Source organism: Mycobacterium pseudoshottsii JCM 15466 (assembly GCF_003584745.1).
Classification (GTDB): Bacteria; Actinomycetota; Actinomycetes; order Mycobacteriales; family Mycobacteriaceae; genus Mycobacterium; species Mycobacterium marinum.
In genome coordinates this window covers 3,405,221-3,427,802 of sequence record NZ_AP018410.1, presented here as the reverse complement: position 1 = coordinate 3,427,802, position 22,582 = coordinate 3,405,221, and the positions used below count along the sequence as shown (strand labels likewise).

Genomic DNA, 22,582 nt, shown 5'->3' with positions numbered 1-22,582 from the left:
TACGCCTGCGGCGCCGCCGCGGGTTGGCCTGCGGCGCTGGACGATTTCACCCTGGTGTGGACGGCTGAACCCGGTATCGACGTGACCGCTTGGCCCGCTGTGGTGGCGTGCGTGTGCACCGATGAGTCCGGTTCGGTTGAGGTAGGGCCACTGAGCTGAGACGACGGGACGGTGGCGCCCAAGGCGGAGAAGACAGTTCCGGGACTACCGAGGTCGGCTCAGAACTCCGCTTACACCTTCCAACCGTCCTTGCAACACTTCGACAACATCTCTCGATGTCGGCGCGCTGGCGTGTCAAGGTAGCGCATGCCCGGCAGCCGATGGATGAAGGGCGCCGTCGTCATCGGCGTGTTCGGGGTGGTGTTGACGACCATCCCGCCGGTGGCCGCCGACACCTCCGGGGTGGTGGCTCCGCCCTCGCCAACCGCGCCGTGCGACGCCATCAGCCCCATCGCGGTCCCGTGTGTTGCGCTCGGCAAGGCCACCGATGCGTTCGGCGCTGAATGCCGCCGGGTCGGCATAGCCGACGCGCACTGTGTTCTGCCATTGGCGCACAAGGTAACTCAGGCTGCGCGGGACGCCTACCTGCAATCTTGGGTCCACCGCGTGGCGCAGTTCCAGTACGCGCTGCAGGACGAGTTGCCGCTACGGCAGGCCCAGTGGCTGGGCACCCACAACTCGTTCAACAGCCTCAGCGAGTCTTTCACGCCCTCGCATGCCGACTCGAACCAACAGCTTTCGCTGGCCCAGCAGCTCGATATCGACGTCCGTGCGCTGGAGTTGGACCTGCACTACATCCGGCGGCTCGACCTCGTCGGCGGACGTGGGGTGACGGTGTGTCACGGGCTCGGACCGGACAAGGCCAACCTGGGCTGCACCACCGAACCGGCCTTTGGCAACGTGCTACCCGAAATCGCCAACTGGCTCGGCACGCCGGCACATTCCGATCAGGTCATCCTGCTCTACCTCGAAGACGAGTTGAAGGACGCGCGCGCGTACGCCTCGGCGGTTGGCACCCTTGACGGTGTCTTGCGTCGTCCGGACGGCAGCAGCCTCATCTACCGACCCAACCCGGCCCAGCGCGCCGCAGACGGCTGCGTGCGGCTGCCGCTTAACCTGTCGCGCAATGACGTTCGCGCATCTGGTGCACAGGTTGTGGTGGTCGGCTCGTGTGCATCCGGGTGGGCGTCGGATGTTTTCAACTGGGACGGTGTCGAGGTGGAGAAGGGCTCCACCTCCGGCTACCGGGCCTACCCGGCTTGCGACGCCACCTACGGCGCGGGCACCTACGCCTCCAGACTGGTCCGCTACTACGAGGACTCCACTTTGGTCTCCGCCCTGGTCAAACCGACCCGGCCGCCGACGGATCCGGAAGCACTCGCACCGGCGAAAGCCAAAGCCATGATCGACTGCGGCGTCAATCTGTTTGGCTTCGACCAGCTGCTGCCAGAGGACGGACGGATCCAGGCGTCGCTGTGGAGTTGGGCACCAGATGAACCTCGCGCCGGCGCCGGCGAGTGCACCTTGCAGGACCGGGACGGACGTTGGGTGTCGGCGCCGTGTACCGACGCGCACCCCGCGGCCTGCGTGACCGCGGCGGGAACATGGGCGGTGACCTCGACGGGCCGTCACGTTCGCGGGTGCTCCGTTGGCCTGCACCGCCGCTGGGGCCGATTTTGCACTGCCCCGATCCGGTGATCAGAACTCCCGGTTGCACGCCGTGTCCAGCTTGGTCGGGGGTGCGTGGGTGCGATACACCCTCTCGCCGGGAACCTGACGCGCGCAGGGTGGTCAGCGGCCCTAACGGCCAAAGAATCCCGATTGCTCCGTGCGGGTGTTGATGGCGCCGGAATCGTACTTGCCGGAGTTCATGAAACCGGAGTTGTAGCCACCGCTACCCGAGTTGAAGAAGCCAACGTTGGAACCGCCGCCGCCAGCGCCCACGCCGGACCCCGCCACGCCGCCGACACCAGGTTCGCGATCGATGAGCGGAAAGACTGCGCCGCCGCGCCCAATTCATCGGACAACCCAGCCCAGGCCGCCGACGCCTGCAACATCGGTCCCGAACCCGCGCCGGAATAGATCAACAATGAATTGATCTCAGGCGCCCGCATAACGTAATTCATTCCCAGTGAAGCCTTCCCCCGTGCACACCGATGCGAGTCGCCAATTCGGCGATCACGAAAGTCCATTTGCCGCAGGGGCAGAAACTTGGTTTCCGAAATCCGGGCTGATCCGCTCACGAACTGCGTCTGACAGCCGCCGGTGGTTTCTGAGTGACCCCCGCGTCATGACGACGTCGCCGGGGGAGCGGGCTAGTCGCCGCGGTCAAGTAGCGACGAGGACCCCAGCACCCGCTGGATCTCGACTTCGATGACCACCCGTCGCGGGTTGGGCCGGGGGGTGCGATAGCGCTGTGCGTAACGCAATTCCGCGTCACGCACGGCGTCGAGGTCGTTGTTCACCAGGGCATTGCCTTCCAGTGACAGCCACCGCGCACCATCCACTTGGCTGAGCACCGCGATCCCGCCCCGGTCGGCGTTGACCGCCTTCTGGGAACCGCCGGTGGTGATGACGCGTGCGATGTGGGTGTGGGGATCGAAGGTGAACCCCACCGCCACCACGTGAGGTGAGTTGTCGGCCCGTAGCGTGGTCAACATGGCCAAATGGCGCTCGGAGAGAAACGCCAGCGCGTCATTGGTAAGCCGGGTAGTCGTCTTGGCCATCGCTACCCACGCTAGCGCAGGCGATAATCGCAGCCGTGGACGACACGAGCGCAGGTCCGGTGGTAATTTTCGGCGGTCGCAGCGAGATCGGCAGTGAACTCGCGCGTCGGCTGGCTCCGGGGGCGACGGTGATACTGGCGGCGCGGGGCGGCGACCAGCTTGACGTGCAGGTCGCCGCCCTGAAGACCGCCGGCGCGGCGGCGGTGCACACCCGCGAGTTCGACGCCGACGACGTGGCCGGCCACGGCCCGTTGGTTGCCTCGATCGTCGCCGATCACGGGCCGATCGGTACCGCGGTGCTGGCTTTCGGGATCCTGGGCGACCAGGCCCGTGCGGAGCGCGACGCCGAGCATGCCATCGCCATTGTGCACACCGACTACGTCGCTCAGATCAGTCTGCTCACCCACCTGGCGGCGGCGATGCGCACCGCCGGCCGCGGGGCGCTGGTGGTGTTCTCCTCGGTGGCCGGGGCGCGGGTACGTCGCGCCAACTATGTCTACGGATCGGCCAAGGCCGGCCTGGACGGCTTCGCCAGCGGATTGGCCGACGCGCTGCACGGCACCGGGGTGCGGTTGCTGATCGTGCGGCCCGGTTTCGTCATCGGGCGGATGACCGAGGGCATGGCCCCCGCACCCCTATCGAGCACCCCGGGCCAGGTGGCCGCCGCCACCACGCGGGCACTGGCCAAAGGGTGGCGCACCGTCTGGATTCCGTGGGCACTGCGGCCGATGTTCTTCGTGCTGCGGCTACTGCCGCAATTCCTGTGGCGAAAGATGCCGCGATGATTGTCGTGGTCGGTATCGGCGCCGACGGCATACCCGGGCTATCCGATGCGTCGCGCTGCGAACTGCAAAGAGCCACAATAATTTACGGCTCCAAACGGCAGCTTGACCTGCTCGATGAGACGGTCACCGCCAGTCGTCGTGAGTGGCCGTCGCCGATGCTGCCGGCGCTGCAACAACTGCCCGCCGATGGACCCGACATCCACGTTGTCGCCAGCGGCGATCCACTGATGCACGGCATCGGCGGCACCCTCATCCGGCTGTTCGGCCCCGAACACGTCAGGGTCGTGCCGCACGTTTCCGCGGTGACGCTCGCGTGCGCCCGAATGGGCTGGAACGTGCATGACACCGAGGTGATCAGCCTGGTCACCGCGCCGCCGCACACCGCGCTACGCCGCGGCGGGCAGGCGATCATCTTGTCCAACAGCAAGGCCACGCCCTCGCAGCTGGCGGCGCTCCTGCATGCGCACGGCAGCGGTGACTCCGAATTCAGCGTGCTCGAACAGCTCGGCGGTCCGGTCGAGCGCCACCGCCACGGCACCGCCAGAAAGTGGGCCGCCGAGGCCCCCGTCGACGTCGACGACCTCAACGTCATCGCCATCCGCTATCTGCCCGAGGCGCGGGTACTGGCGCCGCCCGACGACGCCTTCGCTCACGACGGCCAGATCACCAAACACGGCATCCGCGCGCTGACCGTGGCGGCCCTGGCGCCGCGGCCGGGTGAGCGACTATGGGACGTCGGCTCGGGCTCGGGCAGCATCGCCGTCCAGTGGTGCCGCAGCTGGCCGGGCTGCACCGCGGTGGCTTTCGAGCGTGACGAGCGGCGCCGGGCCAACATCGAATCCAACGCGGTGTCCTTCGGGGTAAGCGTCGATGCGCGCGGCGAAGCGCCGCTGGCGTTCGAGGGCACCGCCGAACCATCGGCGATCTTCCTCGGCGGTGGCCTGACCCAGCCCGGTTTGCTCGACAGCTGCCTGGGCCATCTGCCCACGGGCGGGCGCCTGGTCGCCAACGTGGTCACCGCGGAGTCGGAAGCCGCGTTGGTGCACGCGCACTCGCGCCTCGGCGGCCAGCTGCGACGATTCCAGCACTATCAGGGCGAGCCGCTGGGGGGCTTCACCGGCTGGCGCCCGCAGATGCCGGTCACCCAATGGGCGGTGACCAAGCGATGACGGTCTATTTCATCGGCGCCGGGCCGGGGGCAGCGGATCTGATCACGCTGCGCGGTCAACGGCTGCTCCAAAGCTGCCCGGTGTGCCTGTACACAGGCTCGATCATGCCCGATGACCTACTCGCTTACTGTCCGGTTGAGGCGAAAGTCGTCGACACCGGTCCGCTCACCCTCGAGCAGATCATCACCGAACTCGCCGCCGCTCACGCCGCCGGCCACGACGTGGCCCGGCTGCACTCGGGTGACCCGTCGCTGTACAGCGCGCTGGCCGAGCAGTGCCGCCGACTCGACGCGCTGGGCATCGGCTACGAAATCGTTCCGGGCGTACCGGCGTTCGCCGCTGCCGCGGCCGCACTCAAGCGCGAGTTCACCGTGCCCGGGGTGTCGCAGACCGTCACGTTGACCAGGATTTCCACCCTGTCCACGCCGATGCCGCCGGGGGAGGACCTGGCTGCCCTGGCCAAGCCCGGCGCCACGCTGGTGCTACACCTGGCCGCCGCGCAGATCGATGCCATCATCCCGCAACTGCTGGCCGGAGGCTACCGACCCGAAACACCCGCCGCGGTAGTCGCTTTCGCCAGTTGGCCGCAACAGGCCGTGCTGCGCGGCACGCTGTCCGACATCGCCGCACAGATGCACAACGCCAACATCACCAAGACCGCGGTCATCGTCGTGGGCGACGTGCTGGCGGCCGACGGCTTCACCGACAGCTACCTGTACTCGGTGGCCCGCCGGGGGGCGCATTGACGCGGCTATTGCTGCTCGGCGGCACCAGCGAGGGGCGCGCCCTGGCCGCCCGGCTACATCCGCAGGTCGACCTGGTCAGCTCGCTGGCCGGGCGGGTGCCCGACCCCGCGCTGCCGGTTGGCCCGGTGCGCATCGGCGGGTTCGGCGGTGTCGACGGGCTGCGACGCTGGCTCGTTGACGAGCGCATCGACGCCGTGGTGGACGCCACCCATCCGTTCGCGGCGACCATGACCGCCCACGCCGCCCAAGTCTGTGCCGAACTGGCCTTACCCCACATCGTCTTGGCTCGCCCACCATGGGATCCGGGGGCGGCCCTGGTGGTGAGATCCGACATCGAAGCGGCGGAATCGGTAGCACAACAACGGTTCTCGCGGATATTTCTGACCACCGGCCGATCCGGCACGGCGGCCTTCATCGACAGCGACGCATGGTTTCTGATTCGCGCGGTCACCGCGCCTGACGGCGCCTCGTTGCCGCGTCGTCACCAGCTGGTGCTCTCCCGGGGGCCATACCACTACGACGACGAGGTGAGGCTGCTGCGCGAACACCGGATCGACGCACTGGTCACCAAGAACAGCGGCGGCGCCATGACCCGCGCCAAACTGGATGCCGCTGGCGCACTCGATGTCCCGGTGGTGATGGTGGCGCGACCGCGGCTACCGGCGGGCGTGAGCAGTGTGGGCACGGTCGAGGAGGCCGCCGCTTGGGTCGCGCGCCTGCGCTAGCTACGTCAGCCGGTTAGATCGTCGCGCTCGTTGTCGGCGAGCAGCGCGTCGCGCGCCCGGGCGACACGGGACCGGATGGTCCCCACCGGGCAGCCGCACACGGCGGCGGCGTCGGTGTAGGACAGGCCCAGCAGCTGGGTCAACAGCAGCGCCTCCCGCTGATCGGAGGTCAGCTGGGCGATCATCGTGGTCACTTCCACCAGGTCTTCGAAGCCGCGAGCGCGCCGTCCACGGTCAAGGAGCAGCTCGGGGTCCACCCCGTGTGCGGCGCGCGGCCGTGCTTGCAGGTGGCGGATGTGATCGGCCACCACCCGCCGTGCGATCGCCAGTAGCCAGGTTCGAGCACTGGACCGCCCGCCGAACCGCCGGATGGCGCCGATGGCGCGCAGGAAGGTCTCCTGGGTCAGATCGTCGGCGCTGCCCGCGTCCGACAGGTAGGCCACAAAACGCCACACGTCTTGCTGGGTGGCTTTGATGAACGCTTCGAATGCCCGCGCGTCACCATCCGCGGCCGCCAGAGCCAATGCTGTGACGGCCTCGTCGTCCGGTGACGTGGTCATGGGCAAATACCTTAACCGGGCAGGTGCGGCGCCCTACGACCGGCCGTCGTAGAGCGCCGCGGCGGGGCCGCCCCACGCCGCAGCGCCGGGGAAGCGACACGCTGAAACCGGGATCGTGGGACACTCGTTCGCGATATGCGTCCCTCAAACCCGCGGTCGGCGGTAAACCGGCGTCAGTTGCTAGCGGCGATGGCTGCGTTGGTCCCGCTTTCGGCATGCGCCAAAGCGGCCAGTGATCAACACTTGGCCTCGACGATGGCGGTGCCCAGCCCGGACCTCGAAAGCCGCTTTGCTGAACTCGAGCAGAAGTACGAGGCACGACTGGGGGTGTACGTGCCGGGAACCGACGCGACGGCGGCGGTCGAGCATCGCGGCGATGAACGATTCGCCTTCTGCTCCACGTTCAAGGGGTTGCTCGGTGCCGCGGTCCTGCACCGGTATTCGATTGCCCATCTCGGCACGGTGATCACCTACAACAGTGCCGATATCCGGTCGACGTCGCCGATCACCGAGCAGCATCTGGCGACCGGGATGAGCATCGGCGGGCTGTGCGATGCGACGATTCGCTACAGCGACGGCACCGCGGCCAATCTGTTGCTCCAGGACATCGGCGGTATCGCGGCCTTCAACGAGTACCTGCGGAGCCTGGGTGACTCGGTAAGCCGGCTTGATCAGATGGAACCAGAGCTGAACCGCAATCCGCCCGGAGACGTGCGCGACACCACCACCCCCCCATGCCATCGCTATGGACTATCAACAGGTGGTTCTCGGTGACGCGTTGCTCCCCGAGAAGCGCGACAAGCTGATCGACTGGTTGGGGCGCAGCACCACCGGCGCCAAGCGAATCAGGGCCGGATTCCCGGCTGACTGGCGGGTGATCGACAAGACCGGCTCGGGCGAATACGGACGGGCCAATGACGTTGCGGTGGTGTGGTCACCGGGTGGCACGCCCTACGTGGTGGCGATCATGACCGATCGAGTCGGCGGCGGCCCCGAGGCCCCCTGGTGTGATCCGCTGGTAGCCGACGCGGCCAAGTGCGTGGCCGACGTTCTCGCACAGTGGTCTGCCTGAGCCTGCATTTGCCTGAATTGGCCGGCGGCGTGCGCTAGCCACATGTATCGGCATCGTCTTGGTTCGCTCCGCCAGCCTTCCTATATACCCTACGGGGTATGGTATAAATGGTCGTCGGGAGGATGTCGTGAGCGAAGGAGGGGACGGGTGAGTTGGCGCATGTCAGCAACTGGTCGTCCCGTGTCGTGCCGGCATGCGTGGGGCGGTGAAAGTGGTGTTGACGTGGTCAGGGCGGGGCGTTCTTTGGGCCTGATGACCACCGCTCGCAGGGGCAAATGGCCCTATTCCACGCGACAGCGGGCGCGCCAGACTAATTCGGTGGCTAGGGGCCATGAGCGAAGGGAAACGTAAGTGTTCACCTTTCTGAAGCGGGCGTGGGTGCCGATCGTTGTTGTTATCGCGGTCGCCATCGGGGGCACAGCGGTCGATCGTCTTCGGGGTGTGTTCGGCTCCGACGAGATCTTCTCGTCGACCGGCAGCAGCGTGGAGACCATCGTGCCGTTCAACCCAAAACAAGTGACCTACGAGGTTTTTGGGCCAAGTGGTACGGCCGGCAGCGTGAGTTATCTGAACAAGAACGCCGAGCCCGAGGAAGCGGATTTCAGCACCCTGCCCTGGACCCGCACGATCACGACGACAATCCCGGCGATCATCGCCAACATTGTGGCGCAGGGCAACAGCGACAGCATTGGTTGTCGCATCACCGTCAACGGTGACGTCAAGGACGAGCAATCCGCGCAGGGACACCACGCCCAGACCTTCTGCTTGGTGAAAGCAGCATGAGCGGCAAGAGCGGCAACGACCGCCCCCGATTCATGCGGATGGTGCGCGCGTTCGCGATACCGATCATCCTGATCTGGCTGTTGCTGACCATCGCGGTCAATGTCTTCGTGCCGCAAATCGAGTTTGTCGCAAGGGATAACGCGGTGACGATGTCGCCGCAAGATGCGCCCGCGATGATCGCCGCCAAGCGCATCGGCAAGACGTTCCACGAGTCCGACTCGGACAGCATCGTGATGATCGTTCTCGAGAGCGACAAGGAACTCGGCGACGCCGCACACCGCTACTACGACGGCCTGGTGCAAAAGCTGGAGGCCGACACCGAACACGTCCAGCACGTCCACAACCTGTGGGCGGACCGAATCACGGCCGCGGGTGTTCAAAGTGGCGACGGCAAAGCCGCCTACGTGCAACTGAACATCGCGGGAAACCAAGGCAGCACCCTGGGTAACGAGTCTGTCGACGCGGTGCGCGCCATCGTGGACCGGTCACCGCCACCTGACGGAATGCGGGTCTACATCACCGGTCCGGGGGCTTTGACCACCGACATGAACGAGGCCGCCGACAAGAGCATGTTCAAGATGATGGGCGTGACCGGCGTGGTCATCATGATCATGCTGTTCATCGTCTATCGCTCGGTCAGCACGGTGCTGCTGGTGTTGGCGATGGTCGGTTTCGAGATGGGCACCGCCAGGGGAGTCATCGCCCTGCTCGGGCACCACCATTTGCTGGGGTTCTCGACGTTCGTCGTGGCCATGTTGTCATCGCTGGCAATCGCGGCGGGCACCGACTACGCGATATTTCTCATCGGCCGTTACCAAGAGGCACGCCAGGCCGGTGAAGATCGCGAGACGGCCTACTATTCGATGTTCCGCGGCACCTATCACGTCATCTTGGGCTCGGGGCTGACGATCGCCGGCGCAACGTTCTGTCTGCACTTGGCTCGGCTGTCCTACTTCAAGGCACTGGGCATCCCCTCTGCGTTGGGGTTGTTGGTTGTCATTGCCGGTGCGCTGACGGCGGCGCCGGCCATCGTCGCGGTGGCCACCCGGTTCGGCCTGCTCGATCCGCGACGGATGATCAAGGTCCGCGGCTGGCGGCGCATCGGTACCGCGACCGTCCGCTGGCCTGGGCCGGTGTTCGTGGCGTCACTGCTGATTGCCCTGGTCGGGATGATGGTCGTGCCGGGCATGAAGATCAGCTAAAACGATCGCTACTACATCCCGCGTAACTTGCCGTCCAACGTTGGGTACGTCGCCGCGGAGCAGCATTTCAGTGCGGCGAGACTGAACCCCGACATCCTCATGATCGAGGGCGATCATGACATGCGTAATTCCTCGGACATGATTCTGCTGGACCGGATCGCTAAGGAGGTGTTCCGGGCACCGGGTATCGCGCGGGTGCAAAGCATCACCAGGCCCCTGGGCAGCCCCATCGAGCACTCGTCGATTCCGTTCCAGGTCAGCATGCAAGCGCTGCCGATACAACAGAATCTGAAGTTCATGAAAGAGCGCACGGCCGACATGCTCAAGATGAGCGACGACCTGGGCGCCATGATCGCCTCGATGGAGCGCATGCAGGGTCTGCTGGGTCAGATGAGCGGCACGACGCACCGGATGGTCGGCGACATGGGCGAAATGCGGGTCACGCTCAACGAAATGCGGGATCATCTGGCCGATTTCGATGATTTCGCGCGACCGTTCCGCGGCTACCTGTACTGGGAACAGCACTGCTTCAACATCCCGGTCTGTTGGGCGTCGCGATCGGTCTTTGACGCCATCGACGGCGTCTACAAGTTCAGCGAGAACATGGACGCGCTGATCGGCGACATGAACGACGTCGACTCGATACTGCCCCGGATGCAGGCCGAGTTCCCGTCGATGATCGCGGTGGCAACCTCCATGCGAGGCACGCTGCTCACCCTGCACAGCAGCTTCTCGGGGCTTGTCACACAGATGTCGCGGATGACCGACACCGCTAGCGCGATGGGCCAGGCGTTTGACGCTTCCAAGGCCGACGACTACTTCTATCTGCCGCCGGAAGCGTTCGACAACCCTGACTTCCAGCGGGGTCTGAAACTGTTCTTGTCATCGGACGGTAAGGCCGCGCGCTTCATCATCACCCACGACTCCGACCCCGCAACTCCGAAAGGTATCGCGGCGGTCAAGCCGGGACTCAATGCCGCGCGCCAAGCGGTGAAGGGGACGCCGCTGGCCGACGCCAAGTTCTATCTCACCGGGACAGCGGCGATCTACAACGACATCCAAACCGGTTCCAAGTACGACATCCTGATCGTGGGAATCGCGGCGCTGACGTTGATCTTCGTGGTCATGGTGATCATCACCCGGGCCTTGGTGGCTTCACTGGTGATCGTCGGAACGGTGTTGCTGTCGTTGGGCGCCGCATTCGGGCTGTCCGTGTTGGTCTGGCAGCACATCCTGGGCCTGGACTTGAACTGGATCGCGCCGGTGTTCGGGGTGATCATTCTGTTGGCGGTCGGATCCGACTACAACCTGCTGCTCGTTTCGCGCTTCCAGGAAGAGATCGGCGCAGGACTGAAGACCGGCATCATTCGCTCGATGGGTGAAACGGGCGGTGTGGTGACCGCGGCCGGACTGGTGTTCGCCTTCACCATGTTGTCCATGGTTGCCAGCGACCTGCGCTCGATTGGCCAGGCCGGCAGCACGATTGGTCTCGGCCTGTTGTTCGACACCCTGATCGTGCGCTCGCTGATGACGCCATCGGTGGCCGCGCTGCTCGGACGCTGGTTCTGGTGGCCGCTGCGAGTGCGGCCGCGCCCGGCCAGCTACATGCTGGGCCCCTTCGAGCCGCGCCGGCTGGTTCGTTCCCTGCTGCTGGGCGAGCCCACAGATGTGGCGACTTCCCAGCCGGCTGGATACGGTGGTTCGCCTGAACGTTCTAACGGCGATCCGGCCACTGTCCCAGCAGCTGCTCCGGCGCCGGAGACGGGCGGTGCTGACGGGAGCGCTCGTTAGCTGGCCCGACAACCGAAGGAGCCAGCGCCGAAGTGAACGACGATCCGCGTGCCGACATCGTCTCTCGTCAGTACCAGCGGTGGGTCTACCCGCATCCCATCGAGGATTTGCCGGCATGGACCTCAGCCAACTGGGAGTGGTTCGATCCGGTGTATTCCCACCGGATTCTGTGGCCGGACCGGGCATACCAGCCCGATCTCGATATCTTGATCGCCGGCTGCGGAACCAACCAGGCAGCGATTTTCGCGTTCACGAATCGATCGGCGAAGGTCGTCTCCGTCGATGTCAGTCAGACTTCACTGGATCATCAGCAGTATCTGAAAGACAAGTACGGGCTGACCAACCTCGAGTTGCATTTGCTGCCAATCGAAGACCTGCACACGCTGGGGCGTGACTTCGATCTCGTGGTATCCAGCGGCGTCCTGCACCACATGGCAGATCCGCTGACCGGAATGAAGGCGCTGGCCGGTTGCCTGCGCCCCGATGGCGTGGTCGCGGCGATGCTGTACGGCAAGTACGGTCGCATCGGCGTCGATCTGCTGGATTCGGTTTTCCGCGACCTGGGTCTGGGCCAGGACGACGTTTCGGTGACGATGGTCAAGGAAGCCATCGCTCTGATGCCGCCCTACCATCCGGTTCAGAACTATCTGAAAAAGGCTCGGGACCTGACCTCCGATGCCGCCTTGGTCGATACCTTTCTGCACGGCCGCCAACGCAGCTACACCGTGGAGGAGTGCGTCGACCTCGTCGCGGACGCCGGATTGGTATTCCAGGGTTGGTTTCAGAAGACACCGTACTATCCGCACGATTTCTTCGTGCCCAACAGCAAGTTCTATGCGGCGGTGAACGCGTTGCCGGAGCCGAAACTGTGGTCGGTGATGGAGCGCGTGGAAACATTGAACGGCGTCCATCTGTTCATGGCCTGTCACCCGGATCGGCCCAAAGAGTCTTACACGATTGACTTTTCGGCCGCAGACGCGTTGGACTACGTTCCGGTGCTGCGGACGCGCTGTGTGGTGTCGGGCAACGAAATGATCTGGCCCGGTTTCCAGATGACGCCCAAGCCAGAGCAGCTGGCCTTCTTACGCAAGGTCGACGGCCGTCGCACCATTGGAGAAATCGCGGCCGGTGTCGCGCAAAGCGGCGAGGGCCCCGGGGGCGGCATCGCCGAACTCGAGGAGTTCGGCCGCCACCTCTTCAAGTCGCTGTGGCGGCTGGATTTCATTGCGGTGGCGCTCAATACCGGCCCAGCCGGCTAGGGGTAGTGGCGGGGCGTGAACACCCGGTCGGTCGAATCAACGGCATACCACTGGGTTTGGGACGAGCCGATGATCAGCAGGCAGCGCATGTCGACGTCGGCTGGGTTCAGGTCGGCCAGGCGCACCACGCGGACATCCTCATCGGGTCCGGACACATTGCGGCCGATCACCACCGGAGTGCCTGGGTCCCGGTGTTGCAGCAGCAGCTCTCGCATCGCGCCGACCTGCCACGTCCGAGTCTTCGACGCCGGGTTGTAGATCGCCAGCACCAGGTCCGCCGCGGCGGCAGCGCCAAGGCGTGCCGCGATCACCTCCCACGGCTTGAGCCGGTCCGACAGCGAGATCACCGCGTAGTCATGTCCCAGCGGGGCGCCGACCCGACTGGCCACGGCCTGGGCCGCCGTCATCGCGGGAATGACCCGAACCGGCACCCCGGGCCACTGTTTGGCCTCCTCGAGCACGGCAGTGGCCATTGCGAACACGCCCGGGTCGCCAGAAGACACCACCGCCACCGCGCGCCCCTGCTCGGCCAGCGAGCAGGCCAGCCGGGCTCGGGCGGGTTCGTCGGTGTTGTCGCTGGGATGACGCCGCTGGCCGTCACGGACCGAAATCCGGTCCAGGTAGGGGCCATAGCCGATCAGGTCGGTCGCCCGTGCCAGCTCCCGGCGGCTCTGTGGCGTCATCCAGTCCGTGTCGCCGGGGCCCAATCCGACCACGGCAACGGTGCCGGCGACCACCGTGCTCCGACGGCCGCCAGGCAGCATGGCCAGCGAAAAATAGGGCACGCTGGCTTCGTCGACGTCGGCGGCTGGCAACACGCGCTGCCCCGGCGTGCTGGCTCGCTCCACGTAGAACGTGTCATCGAGCTGGCCGGAAGTCGAAAGTGCTTCGCGGACATTGTGATACGAACGTCCCAGCTTGAGCACCACGGCCGCGTCGACGTCGGCGAGGCGACGGGTCAGCTCGGCAACCGGCAGGGTGCCGGGCAGCACCGACAGCACCTCGTCGCCGGCCACCAGCGGGGTGGCGATGGCCGCGGAGGCGGCGCTCACCGAGGTCACCCCCGGCACGATGACGGCGTCGAACCGCTGGGTCAACCGGGTGTGCAGGTGCATGTATGAGCTGTAGAACAGCGGGTCTCCCTCGGCGAGCAGCGCCACGTTGCGCCCGGCATCGAGGTGCGCGGCAATGCGCTCGGTGGCCTGCTCATAGAAGTCCTCGAGCGCGCCGGCGTAACCGCCGGGATGATCGGTGGTTTCGGTGGTCACCGGATAGATCAGATGCTCCTCGATCTGGCCGGGCCGCAGATACCGTTCCGCGATGCCGCGGGCAATGCTGCGGCCGTGCCGGGCGCTGTGGTAAGCCACCACATCCGCCTCGCCGATCACCCGGGCGGCCTTGACCGTCACCAGCTCTGGATCACCGGGCCCCAGCCCGACACCCCACAGTGTGCCCCGATCGGTCATTCGCTGTCGTTCGCAATCGCGTTGACGGCGGCCGCGGCCATGGCGCTACCGCCGCGGCGGCCACCTACCACCAGATAGGACATGCCGCGCGGTCTGTCGATGAGTTCCTGCTTGGACTGGGCCGAGCCGACGAAGCCCACCGGACCGCCCAGCACCGCGGCTGGTGCTGGCGCCCCCTCGTCGATCAACTCGAGTAGCCGGAACAGGGCGGTGGGTGCGTTGCCGATCGCCAGCACCGCGCCGGCCAGCCGATCCGCCCACAGCTCCACCCCGGCCGCCGAGCGGGTCGTCTCGCGTCGCGCGGCCAGCCCGGCCGCCCTGGGATCGGCGACCAGCGACACCACCTGATTGTCGGCGGGAAGCCGTGCGACGGTTATCCCGGCCGCCACCATCGAGGAATCACACAACACCGGGGCACCATCGCGTAGCGCGGTCCCGGCCCGGGTGACCACATCAGCGGTGTAGGCCACGTGCTCGGCGACATCGACCTGTCCGCAGGTATGGATCAGCCGTACCACCACCCGTGCGATATCGGCGGGAAACCGACTCAGATCGGCCTCGGCGCGGATGGTCGCGAACGACTGTCGATAGATCTCCACGGCGTCACGGATGTAGTCGAGCACTCGCTCACCCTAAGACGTCAGGCTTTTCGCAGCAGCCGGTAGCCCTGCGCGGTGGCTACCAATACCTCACCCGCCAGCGGGCTCCCACACGCCCGCTCACAGCCGACGAAGTGCCGGTGCACCCCGGAAGCTGCGGCTTCGGTACGCACCGACAGCGCCGCATCCGCCCGAACATCGGCGGCCGAGCTGGCGCAGCCGGGGCTGCCGGTGCACGCGCTGACGTTGAGCCAGGGAGAGTTCTCGTCGAACACCAACCCCAGCGGTGCGAGCACCCGCAGTGCGGTGTCGGCGATGGCTTCATCGAGATCAAATACCAGCACCGATCGCCACGGGGTGATCGCTATCGGAGCCTCGATCGCGGCGAGGAACTCCGCGACGCGGGCGGGCAGAATCCCCAGCGGCACCGCAGCGCCCAGCGTGACGCGGCCGTCCCGTTGCGGTATCCAGCCCACCGGAGCCTTGGTGACGGCCGGAAATCGCGAGCCCGGCGCGGCGCCGGGAACCAGGACGCTCGGATCGATCAATTCGTTTACCCGCCAGAAGTTTCCGCGCATCTGGGTGAATCTCACGGCCAGCTCCGTGAGGGTTGGCACCACGTCGTCGGGGGCCAGCCGGACACCGGTGTCACGCCCGTCCAGCAGCACCGCGCATCCGTCTGCCAACACGTGCACACCCACATCGGCACCCAGCCCGGACACATCGGCGCGCCCGTCGTCGATGCTGAACCAGAACCGGCCGCCCAATTGCGCCAGCAGGGGTTCGGCGCAAATCGCGGCATCCAGCTCGCCGACCCACGACTGCAGGTCGGCCAGCCCGCCGACGCGGCCAGACAGTGGCGAGGCCACGATATTGCGGACCCGCTCATGGGTGGGTGACGGCAACAGCCCGGCATTGGCAATGGCGTCGGCCACCGCCATCACGTCGGTGATCGCGCGCAGTTGCAGGTTGCCGCGGGCGGTCAGCTCCAGCGTTGCCGATGCCAACTCGTTGGAGGCGCGGGCAAGCGCCGCCAACTGGTCGGCGGTGAGCCGGCCGCCGGGCAACCGAACCCGCACCAGAGCGCCGTCGGCGGCCTGATGCACTTGCAGCGCACCCGGACAGGCGTCGGCATCACGCGCACGGGTCACCTGCTCACGGTACGGGACGCAGCAAGCGCGCCGTATCAACCGACTCCGGGTGCGGCCCCGAAAGTGGGGTGACCCACGCAGCGGCTCAGGCCAGCATGCGGCGAGCACGCGCGAGTTCGGGCAGCGGGCTATCGGTGGGCATCCGGTTGAAAGCTTCCACGAGCGCCTGGCGGGCGGGCCCCCCGCGTAGTTCGAAATCATCAAGTGCGGCGCGCAATTCGTAGAGCGGGGTGCCCTGTCGGCGGGCAAGGTCCAGGGCGGCGGCCAGCTCCGAACTACGGGTGGCGGGGTCGTCCTGGGTATGTGCGCGCAGCCGCAACAATTCGGCTTCGTAGAAGCACATTTCGGTGCTACGGCCCAACGCGATCGCCTCTTCCAAGCGGGCGCGGGCCTGCTCGCGATGCAGCAGCGGCGGCCAGCGCCTGCCCGAGGGCACCCTCGAACAGGGTGACGTACACCGTTAAACCGGCCGCGCGAACGGTCTGCACCAGTTCGGTTGCGCGCGCGATGCTCGCGCCGATCACGGCCGGGTCATCCGACCCAATCGATGCCAGCGCGTCGACCGTGGCCCGCAGCGCCGTACCCCACAGTGCCCACACCTCGAACCCGTGCCGCTGGGCGTGGTCGATCAGGCCGGAGGCCGCCGCCGCGGCGTGGTCGAACCGGTGGGCTTAGACGTCCACCCAAATCTCGAAGAACCGCGCAAAGCCGACGCTGAAGGGACCGTGCGGGAAGCTGAGTCCGTCGGCCCGCCGGGCGGCCTGAGCAACCTGGGCCTGTGCCGCGCGCAGATCGCCGTGGGCGATCCGATCGAGAGCCAGCACACCGTGTGCCATGGTCAGCGGATCTGTCGGCGCGAACCACATGGCCTCGATTGTGTGCTGGTCTGCGGCCAGCAACTCCTCGACGGCGCACTGTATCTGCGGGCCCGCGGTGGCAAACGCACCGCGCAGCCACGCTGCGATGCCGAGACAGATCCTGATCAACAACCCGAAGAACTCCCGCCCGTCGGTGAGGCCAGCGCGTAACGCCTCGAATACTCCGGTAGAGCGGGCCAGGTCGCCCACCGCGAAGTAATACCCGGCCAGGGCGAGCAACGTCTCGAAGACCTCGTCATCACGGACCTCGGCCCCGCCCAACCGCAGGCAGCACTCGAAGTCGGTCGCGGTGGCGCGATTGAGCGGGCCCTCGGCAACGCTGGCGAGAAACCCCCGTTCCAGCCGCACCGCCATCTCCCGCAGATCGCGGGCGCGCTCGGCCCCCTGTCGATCGATCTGCGTGAGTGCGTTTGTCAGGTAGCCGCGGGCCTCGCCGACGGCGCCGCGGCGTCTGGCGGCGGTGGATGCCCGCTGGTACGCCGATACGGCCTCGCCGTGGTTCTCGGCCCGCTCGTAGTGTGCGGCCACCAGCTGCCAGTCGGGTTCGCCGCCCGCCCCGCCGATCAAGGCGTTGGCCACCTTGGAATGCAGTTCGCGGCGGACGCTGGGCGGTGCCAACTCCGCGGCTACCTCGCGAAGCAACTCGTGGCGGAATCGCCAGCCGTTGGTACCCCACGGCTCGAACACCTGCGCATCCTCGAGTTCGCCCAGGACATCGTCGAGCGCGTCGTCACTCAGGTCGACCACCGAGGTCAACAAGCCACGATCCAGGTGGCGGCCGATGAGCGCGGCGGCCTCCACGACCGGGACGACGTTGGCGCTCGCGCGCAGCCGGGCCAGCAGGGGCTCGTAGAGGCCCTCCGGAACTCCGCTGGTGCGCAGGCCGGTGACGACCTGCTCGATGTAGAACGGCACGCCGTCGCAACGGCCAGCTATCGCCGCGCGATCGTCCGAGGACAGGCCGGGATCCAGAGCGTCGATCAGGGTATCGGTCTGTTCCTGGGTCAACGGCTTCAACTCGATCACTTCGACCGGCCACTGCCGCGGAAGCCAGTCGCCGGGGCGTCCGGTGATTACCGGCAGTAGTCGACCGGTTCCGTTGGCCAGCAATGAGCCGAGCATCTCGATGGTCGACGGGTCGAACCAGTGCGCGTCTTCGGTTCACGCCGATGCGGGTAGGTGACACGATATTGACGTGAGCGAGGGTCAGCCGCGCCCCGAGCAACCCAACCGCGCCGCTGGGTCGCTCGACGAGCTGCTGGACCGCGCCGTGCTGGCCCTCAACCGGGGCGACCGTGGTGTGGCTGATGCTCTCGCGCAGCAGGTGCTGGCGGTCGAACAGGGAAACATCGAGGCCCGGGGCGTGCTGGCGGCGGCCCCGGGCGACGGGGGCAAGATCCGGCGCTTGACGATCGTGTTCGCCGACCTGGTCGACGCCACCATTCTTTCGACCCGACTGGAGCCCTGTAGCTACGGGCTGTTGGTGGGCCGCTATCGAGACCTGGTGCTGGAGATCGCGAACCGGTTTGGCGGCCACATCGGCTCGCCGAAGGGCGAGGGGCTGCTGGTGGTTTTCGGGCATCGGGCGGGGCAGCACAACGACGCGCACCGTGCCGTGCGGGCGAGCTTGGAGATCACCCGAGAGGTCAGCAAGCTCAGCGACTACGCGCAACGCCGATTCGGCGTGGGGATCGCCGTGCGAGCCGGGGTGCATCGCGGGCTGGTGTCTTCCGACATCACTCGAGACGACGTTTACGGGCTGGCCGCCAACGTTGCTACCCGGGTGTCCGGCCAGGCGCCGCCGGGCGCCGCGGTGGTCTCGCACACCGTTGCGGCCCTGGTACGTGACCATTTCGACTTGGAGGGGTGCGCAGCTGTGGCCATGGCGGAAATCGATGCGCCGATCACCCACTTTCGAGTGCTGGGGGAGCGGACCGGGTAAATCGGAACTACCGAGCCCAGATCGGCAACTAGCGGTTGTCGCGGGCGGTCAGTCCCCGCGAAGCACGGTGCTGTGCTGCCCCCGGCTAGAACCGGCGTGGAATGCGGCCCAGCTCACGAAGCCAGCTCCGGCGCGCGGTGTCGTGCCACTTCAGCGACGCGGGCACGGTGCGCCAACCCTGTTTGATGGTGGTCCGCAACGCGCGATAGCTTGCCTCGTCGACGCCGGACCACCCAATCCCGAAGCGCTCCCGCACAACCGGAGGCAGACCGCCAAAGATGACCAGGCGCATCGGCGTTGCCAGCGCGGTGCGAACCGGCATCGTGGGCAGCAGGGCGTCCATGATCGGGCGCAGCAGCGGAGTGCTCGGATAATCCGGCGAGGTGCTCATGTCGGGGATCGCCGTGCGCTGGATGAACTCGATCAGAAAATCCGAAGCAGCGTTGGGCTGCAGCACTTCGGTGCAGTAGCGCTCGTATTCCCGGTTGAAATCAGCCAACGTCGGGGGCAGCACCGAGTCGGTCATGCCGTATCGCCGGTACCATTCGCGGCCCTCGAGGTAAAGGCGTTCGCGTTCGCGATCGGTCAACCGGTGGACATCCCAGTGCTCGGCGAGCCGGTGCACCATCATCTGGAAGGTGGCGTGTGCCCACCAGTACGTCTCGGGTTTGAGTGTGTGGTAGCGCTGCCCGTCGGGCAGTTGGCCCTTGATGTCGCGGTGGAAGTCGCGCACCCTGATCCCGGTCGCGTCCGCATCGGGTCCGTCGTAGATGGTGCCGAGAATGCCGGGCAGTGAACGGAATACCCGGTCTACCGGATCGTCGAAAAAGTTCGAGTGGTCGATGAGCCCTTGGCCGATCGCGGGATGCATCGTCTGCATCAAACCCGCCGTACCGCCCTCGAAAGCGATTCGCATGTCGCCCGCCCAGCGCCAGAGCAGCGACTCGGGCCCCAGGTCGACGCGAGTGTTCACCGGGGTCACGAAATGCCGGTCCGCCGGGTGTAGACGTCGTGCTGGTCGCGTCGCAGATCGGTGGTGAAAACGCGCCCGGACCCCAGCGCGCGGCCAAGCGCCTCCGCCAGGCCCAACGGCATCAGACGCTGCGCCCACAGCGTCACACCCAGCGAACGAGGCACGGCCACATGGGGTTCCGGCTTCGCAATCACGCCGACGACCGCCCGCGCGACGTCTTCCGGCTCGGCATTCTTGAAGCCCTTCGCATGTCCGACACCGGCGACCATTTCGGTATTGGTCAGCGTCGGCATGATCACCGAAAAATGGACTCCCTTGCCGCGGGTTTCCATTCGGACCGCGTCGGTGTAGCCGAGCACGGCATGCTTGGTGGCGCAGTAGGTTGCGATGCCTTCGGTGGGCAGCATGCTGCCCACCGAGCCGATGTTGATGACGTGCCCGCGGCGTCGGGGCAGCATCCGCTGCGTGGCCAATTTGGTGCCGAGGATGACGCCGTGGACGTTCACGTCGAACAGGCGGTGAGTGGCATCGTCAGGCTCATCGACCGCGCTGCCCACCGAGATCAAACCGGCGTTGTTCACCAGGACATCCAGTGGCCCCAACTTGTCCTCGACGGTGTCGAGGAAAGCGGTGAACGACTGCCGGTTTGTCACATCCAATCCGCAGGCCAGCGGCAGCCCGAGCCGGTCGCCGGATGATTTGGCCGTGGACTCATCGATGTCGCCGATCGCGACTTTGGTGCCCAAGCCGTGTAGCGCCGTGGCGATAGCCAGACCGATTCCGCGAGCCCCACCGGTGATGGCGACGACTTTTCCGGCAACCGAAGATGTCATCGCTACACGGTACGACTTGGCGACTGTCCCCAGGAACCCACACCAACGGAGGGATCCGCACCGGCGCCGCCAGTGGCCGACGCAACCGTGCCGAATGCGCTGGTTTGCTTGTGCGGCGGAACTTTTGCGCTGGCAGAGAGCGGCGCGAGTAGAGTCGCTGGGATGGCGGGGCCCTCGGCGAACGAGTGGATGCTTGCCGGGGTTGCCGCTGCGTCCGTCGCGCTCGGTGTCGCCCAGGTGGTCAGCATCCCGTTTGGGACGCGCGCCGACGCACGCACGGCGGTCGGCTCTGCGGTCATCGATATCACCCCGGGGCCGATCAAAGAGTGGGTGATCCAGGCCCTCGGTCCATTGGACAAACCCTTCCTAGCCATCGTGGTGCTCGTAGTGATCGCGACATTGGCGGCGCTGGCCGGGACCCTCGAGACCCAGCGCCGCCCGCTCGGCAGCGCCGTGATCGCCGCGGCGGGTGTTCTCGGCTGCGCCGCCGTGCTGTCGCGCCAGGGTGGGACCCTCCTGGACACGATTCCCACCATCGCGGGCGCCGCCTGCGGTGTGCTGCTGCTGCGCGTGCTGATGCGCCGGTTCTGGCCCGACGCAGAGGATCCGAACGGCAGCGGCGACCAGTCGGACGCCGGCCGGCGCAGGTTGATCATGTTGGGCTTGCTGGGATTCGGAGTCGTAACCGGGGTAACGGGTGCGGTCCTCGTGCGCCTGGCGCATTCGGTGGCGGCCGACCGCAAGGCATTCACCCTTCCCCAGCCAGGAACAACGGCGCCGCCAATACCGGCCGATGTGCAACCGAAAGGTGTTGCGCTCCTGGACTTCATCACACCTAGCGCCGACTTCTACCGGATCGACACCGCACTTGTTGTGCCGCAACTCAGCCGCGGTGACTGGCGGCTGCGCATTCACGGCATGGTGGACCGCGAAATCAGCTACACGTTCGACGACCTCACCCAATTCGACGTGGTCGAAACGGTGGCCACACTGACCTGCGTATCCAATCCGGTTGGTGGAAACCTCATTTCAACGGGCATCTGGACGGGATACCGGGTCGCGGATCTGTTGTCGGCCGCCGGTGTGCACAAAGACGCCGATATGGTGCTCTCGACTTCAATCGACGGGTTCACCGCCGGTACTCCGGTGCAGGCCCTCGCCGACGGCCGTGAAGCGCTGCTAGCGCTGGGCCTCAACGGCCAGCCCCTGCCGGTCGAGCATGGCTACCCCGCCCGCCTGGTGGTGCCCGGACTTTACGGCTACGTGTCGGCAACCAAATGGGTGGTCGAGCTGGAGCTGACCCGGTTCGACAGGGCCAAGGCGTACTGGACGCGGCAGGGCTGGGCCGCGCGGGCGCCGATCAAGACCGAGTCGCGGATCGATGTGCCGAAAAGAGGTCAGAAGGTGCCGGTGGGGCCCGTGGTGTTCGGCGGTGTCGCGCATGGGCGCAGAATCGTGGCGTGCGGGCCGTGGAGGTCCGTATCGGGGACGGCGGGTGGCAGCGCGCTGAACTGGGCGCGAGTTATTCCAATGCGACGTGGCGGTTGTGGAGTTTGCCTTGGCAGGCCAAAAGCCCCGGGACTCACACCATTACTGTGCGGGCCATCGACAACACCGGGGCGGTGCAAACCGAAGATCGGGCCGATCCGGTTCCCGATGGCGCTACCGGCTGGCACACGGTGACCTTCACCGTGGTGGACAAGTGAGGTCTATTTAGACGACATCCTGCGCCAACTGATCACCGCGATCACTATGCCGACCAGCGCAGTGATCGGCCCGATGACAGACCAGGTGGTGGTGTTGCTCATCGGGCTGCCGCCGAGCACTCCGAATCCCTGCAGCGCCCAGATCGACCCGAATAGCGCGATGATCAGCCCGACCGCGAAGGTAACGACGAAACCCCTGCTCATATGGGAACCCTA

At 66.5% G+C, this 22,582-nt stretch carries 18 protein-coding genes and 5 pseudogenes; 11 read left to right on the top strand and 12 right to left on the bottom strand.

What is annotated here, in order from left to right; translation table 11 throughout:
- Positions 1–306: 306 nt before the first annotated feature.
- Positions 307–1,777, top strand: a pseudogene (locus MPSD_RS15585) (phosphoinositide-specific phospholipase C-related protein).
- Between the two features lie 23 nt (positions 1,778–1,800).
- Here MPSD_RS15585 and MPSD_RS29470 read toward each other — a convergent pair.
- The 3 genes and pseudogenes from MPSD_RS29470 to MPSD_RS15575 form a co-directional block, all read right to left on the bottom strand.
- Complete coding sequence (locus tag MPSD_RS29470) at positions 1,801–1,959, bottom strand: hypothetical protein (RefSeq protein WP_231507077.1); 159 nt, start codon at positions 1,957–1,959, stop codon at positions 1,801–1,803.
- Positions 1,947–2,126 (bottom strand): annotated as a pseudogene (locus tag MPSD_RS30865) (PPE domain-containing protein); the annotation flags it as partial. The pseudogene MPSD_RS30865 and the gene MPSD_RS29470, both read right to left, overlap by 13 nt.
- 189 nt (positions 2,127–2,315) lie before the next feature.
- Positions 2,316–2,726, bottom strand: a complete 411-nt coding sequence (locus MPSD_RS15575; protein WP_012394745.1) for a F420-dependent biliverdin reductase — start codon at positions 2,724–2,726, stop codon at positions 2,316–2,318.
- 35 nt (positions 2,727–2,761) lie between these two features.
- Between MPSD_RS15575 and MPSD_RS15570 the strand changes: the two genes are divergently transcribed.
- The 4 genes from MPSD_RS15570 to MPSD_RS15555 are packed head-to-tail and all read left to right on the top strand — an operon-like array spanning position 2,762 to position 6,151.
- Positions 2,762–3,511, top strand: a complete 750-nt coding sequence (locus tag MPSD_RS15570) for a decaprenylphospho-beta-D-erythro-pentofuranosid-2-ulose 2-reductase (RefSeq protein WP_020787207.1) — start codon at positions 2,762–2,764, stop codon at positions 3,509–3,511.
- Positions 3,508–4,680 carry a bifunctional cobalt-precorrin-7 (C(5))-methyltransferase/cobalt-precorrin-6B (C(15))-methyltransferase gene (locus MPSD_RS15565; protein ID WP_015355687.1) on the top strand — a complete coding sequence of 391 codons (1,173 nt, stop codon included), beginning with the start codon at positions 3,508–3,510 and terminating at the stop codon, positions 4,678–4,680. Before MPSD_RS15570 ends, MPSD_RS15565 begins: the two co-directional genes overlap by 4 nt.
- Entirely contained in the window at positions 4,677–5,426 is a 750-nt protein-coding gene (gene cobM / locus MPSD_RS15560) for a precorrin-4 C(11)-methyltransferase (protein ID WP_020787208.1), read from the top strand. Before MPSD_RS15565 ends, cobM begins: the two co-directional genes overlap by 4 nt.
- A complete protein-coding gene (locus tag MPSD_RS15555; protein ID WP_036426527.1) occupies positions 5,423–6,151 on the top strand; it encodes a cobalt-precorrin-6A reductase in 729 nt (242 codons plus the stop codon). Before cobM ends, MPSD_RS15555 begins: the two co-directional genes overlap by 4 nt.
- A 5-nt stretch (positions 6,152–6,156) precedes the next feature.
- Here the strand turns inward: MPSD_RS15555 and sigC are convergent, their stop codons facing one another.
- The gene (gene sigC, locus MPSD_RS15550; RefSeq protein WP_012394740.1) at positions 6,157–6,711 is read right to left on the bottom strand and encodes an RNA polymerase sigma factor SigC; all 555 of its coding nucleotides are present in this window, start codon (positions 6,709–6,711) and stop codon (positions 6,157–6,159) included.
- A 135-nt stretch (positions 6,712–6,846) separates the two neighbouring features.
- Here sigC and bla point away from each other — a divergent pair.
- The 4 genes and pseudogenes from bla (at position 6,847) to MPSD_RS15530 (ending at position 12,818) form a co-directional block, all read left to right on the top strand.
- A pseudogene (gene bla, locus MPSD_RS15545) lies at positions 6,847–7,783 on the top strand (class A beta-lactamase).
- Between the two features lie 351 nt (positions 7,784–8,134).
- Positions 8,135–8,566 (top strand): MmpS family transport accessory protein, encoded by a 432-nt coding sequence (locus MPSD_RS15540; RefSeq protein ID WP_011740286.1) that lies wholly within the window; start codon positions 8,135–8,137, stop codon positions 8,564–8,566.
- Between the two features lie 32 nt (positions 8,567–8,598).
- Positions 8,599–11,559: pseudogene (locus MPSD_RS15535) on the top strand (MMPL/RND family transporter).
- Positions 11,560–11,591: 32 nt separating this feature from the next.
- Positions 11,592–12,818 carry a class I SAM-dependent methyltransferase gene (locus tag MPSD_RS15530; RefSeq protein ID WP_086085002.1) on the top strand — a complete coding sequence of 409 codons (1,227 nt, stop codon included), beginning with the start codon at positions 11,592–11,594 and terminating at the stop codon, positions 12,816–12,818.
- Here the strand turns inward: MPSD_RS15530 and MPSD_RS15525 are convergent.
- The 5 genes from MPSD_RS15525 to MPSD_RS15510 form a co-directional block, all read right to left on the bottom strand.
- A complete protein-coding gene (locus MPSD_RS15525; protein ID WP_020787215.1) occupies positions 12,815–14,284 on the bottom strand; it encodes a precorrin-2 C(20)-methyltransferase in 1,470 nt (489 codons plus the stop codon). The two genes, MPSD_RS15530 and MPSD_RS15525, sit on opposite strands and share 4 nt — an antisense overlap.
- Positions 14,281–14,907 carry a precorrin-8X methylmutase gene (locus MPSD_RS15520; RefSeq protein WP_020787216.1) on the bottom strand — a complete coding sequence of 209 codons (627 nt, stop codon included), beginning with the start codon at positions 14,905–14,907 and terminating at the stop codon, positions 14,281–14,283. The genes MPSD_RS15525 and MPSD_RS15520 overlap by 4 nt, the downstream gene beginning before the upstream one ends.
- 17 nt (positions 14,908–14,924) lie before the next feature.
- Entirely contained in the window at positions 14,925–16,034 is a 1,110-nt protein-coding gene (gene cobG, locus MPSD_RS15515; RefSeq protein ID WP_011740282.1) for a precorrin-3B synthase, read from the bottom strand.
- Between the two features lie 85 nt (positions 16,035–16,119).
- The gene (locus tag MPSD_RS29460; protein WP_232022543.1) at positions 16,120–16,470 is read right to left on the bottom strand and encodes a hypothetical protein; all 351 of its coding nucleotides are present in this window, start codon (positions 16,468–16,470) and stop codon (positions 16,120–16,122) included.
- Between the two features lie 235 nt (positions 16,471–16,705).
- Positions 16,706–18,034, bottom strand: a complete 1,329-nt coding sequence (locus tag MPSD_RS15510; protein ID WP_232022542.1) for an ATP-binding protein — start codon at positions 18,032–18,034, stop codon at positions 16,706–16,708.
- Positions 18,035–18,107: 73 nt separating this feature from the next.
- Between MPSD_RS15510 and MPSD_RS15505 the strand changes: the two genes are divergently transcribed.
- Positions 18,108–18,854, top strand: coding sequence for an adenylate/guanylate cyclase domain-containing protein (locus tag MPSD_RS15505; RefSeq protein WP_086085003.1), 747 nt, complete (start codon positions 18,108–18,110; stop codon positions 18,852–18,854).
- Between the two features lie 85 nt (positions 18,855–18,939).
- Here the strand turns inward: MPSD_RS15505 and MPSD_RS15500 are convergent, their stop codons facing one another.
- Both MPSD_RS15500 and MPSD_RS15495 read right to left on the bottom strand, forming a co-directional pair.
- The gene (locus MPSD_RS15500) at positions 18,940–19,836 is read right to left on the bottom strand and encodes an oxygenase MpaB family protein (protein WP_086085004.1); all 897 of its coding nucleotides are present in this window, start codon (positions 19,834–19,836) and stop codon (positions 18,940–18,942) included.
- On the bottom strand, positions 19,833–20,660 hold the full coding sequence (locus MPSD_RS15495) for an SDR family oxidoreductase (protein WP_020725503.1): 828 nt from the start codon (positions 20,658–20,660) through the stop codon (positions 19,833–19,835). Before MPSD_RS15495 ends, MPSD_RS15500 begins: the two co-directional genes overlap by 4 nt.
- Positions 20,661–20,822: 162 nt before the next feature.
- Between MPSD_RS15495 and MPSD_RS15490 the strand changes: the two are divergent.
- A pseudogene (locus tag MPSD_RS15490) lies at positions 20,823–22,366 on the top strand (molybdopterin-dependent oxidoreductase).
- Positions 22,367–22,369: 3 nt separating this feature from the next.
- On the opposite strand, the gene MPSD_RS15485 reads toward MPSD_RS15490, so the two are convergent.
- The gene (locus MPSD_RS15485; protein WP_015355697.1) at positions 22,370–22,570 is read right to left on the bottom strand and encodes a hypothetical protein; all 201 of its coding nucleotides are present in this window, start codon (positions 22,568–22,570) and stop codon (positions 22,370–22,372) included.
- Positions 22,571–22,582: the final 12 nt, after the last annotated feature.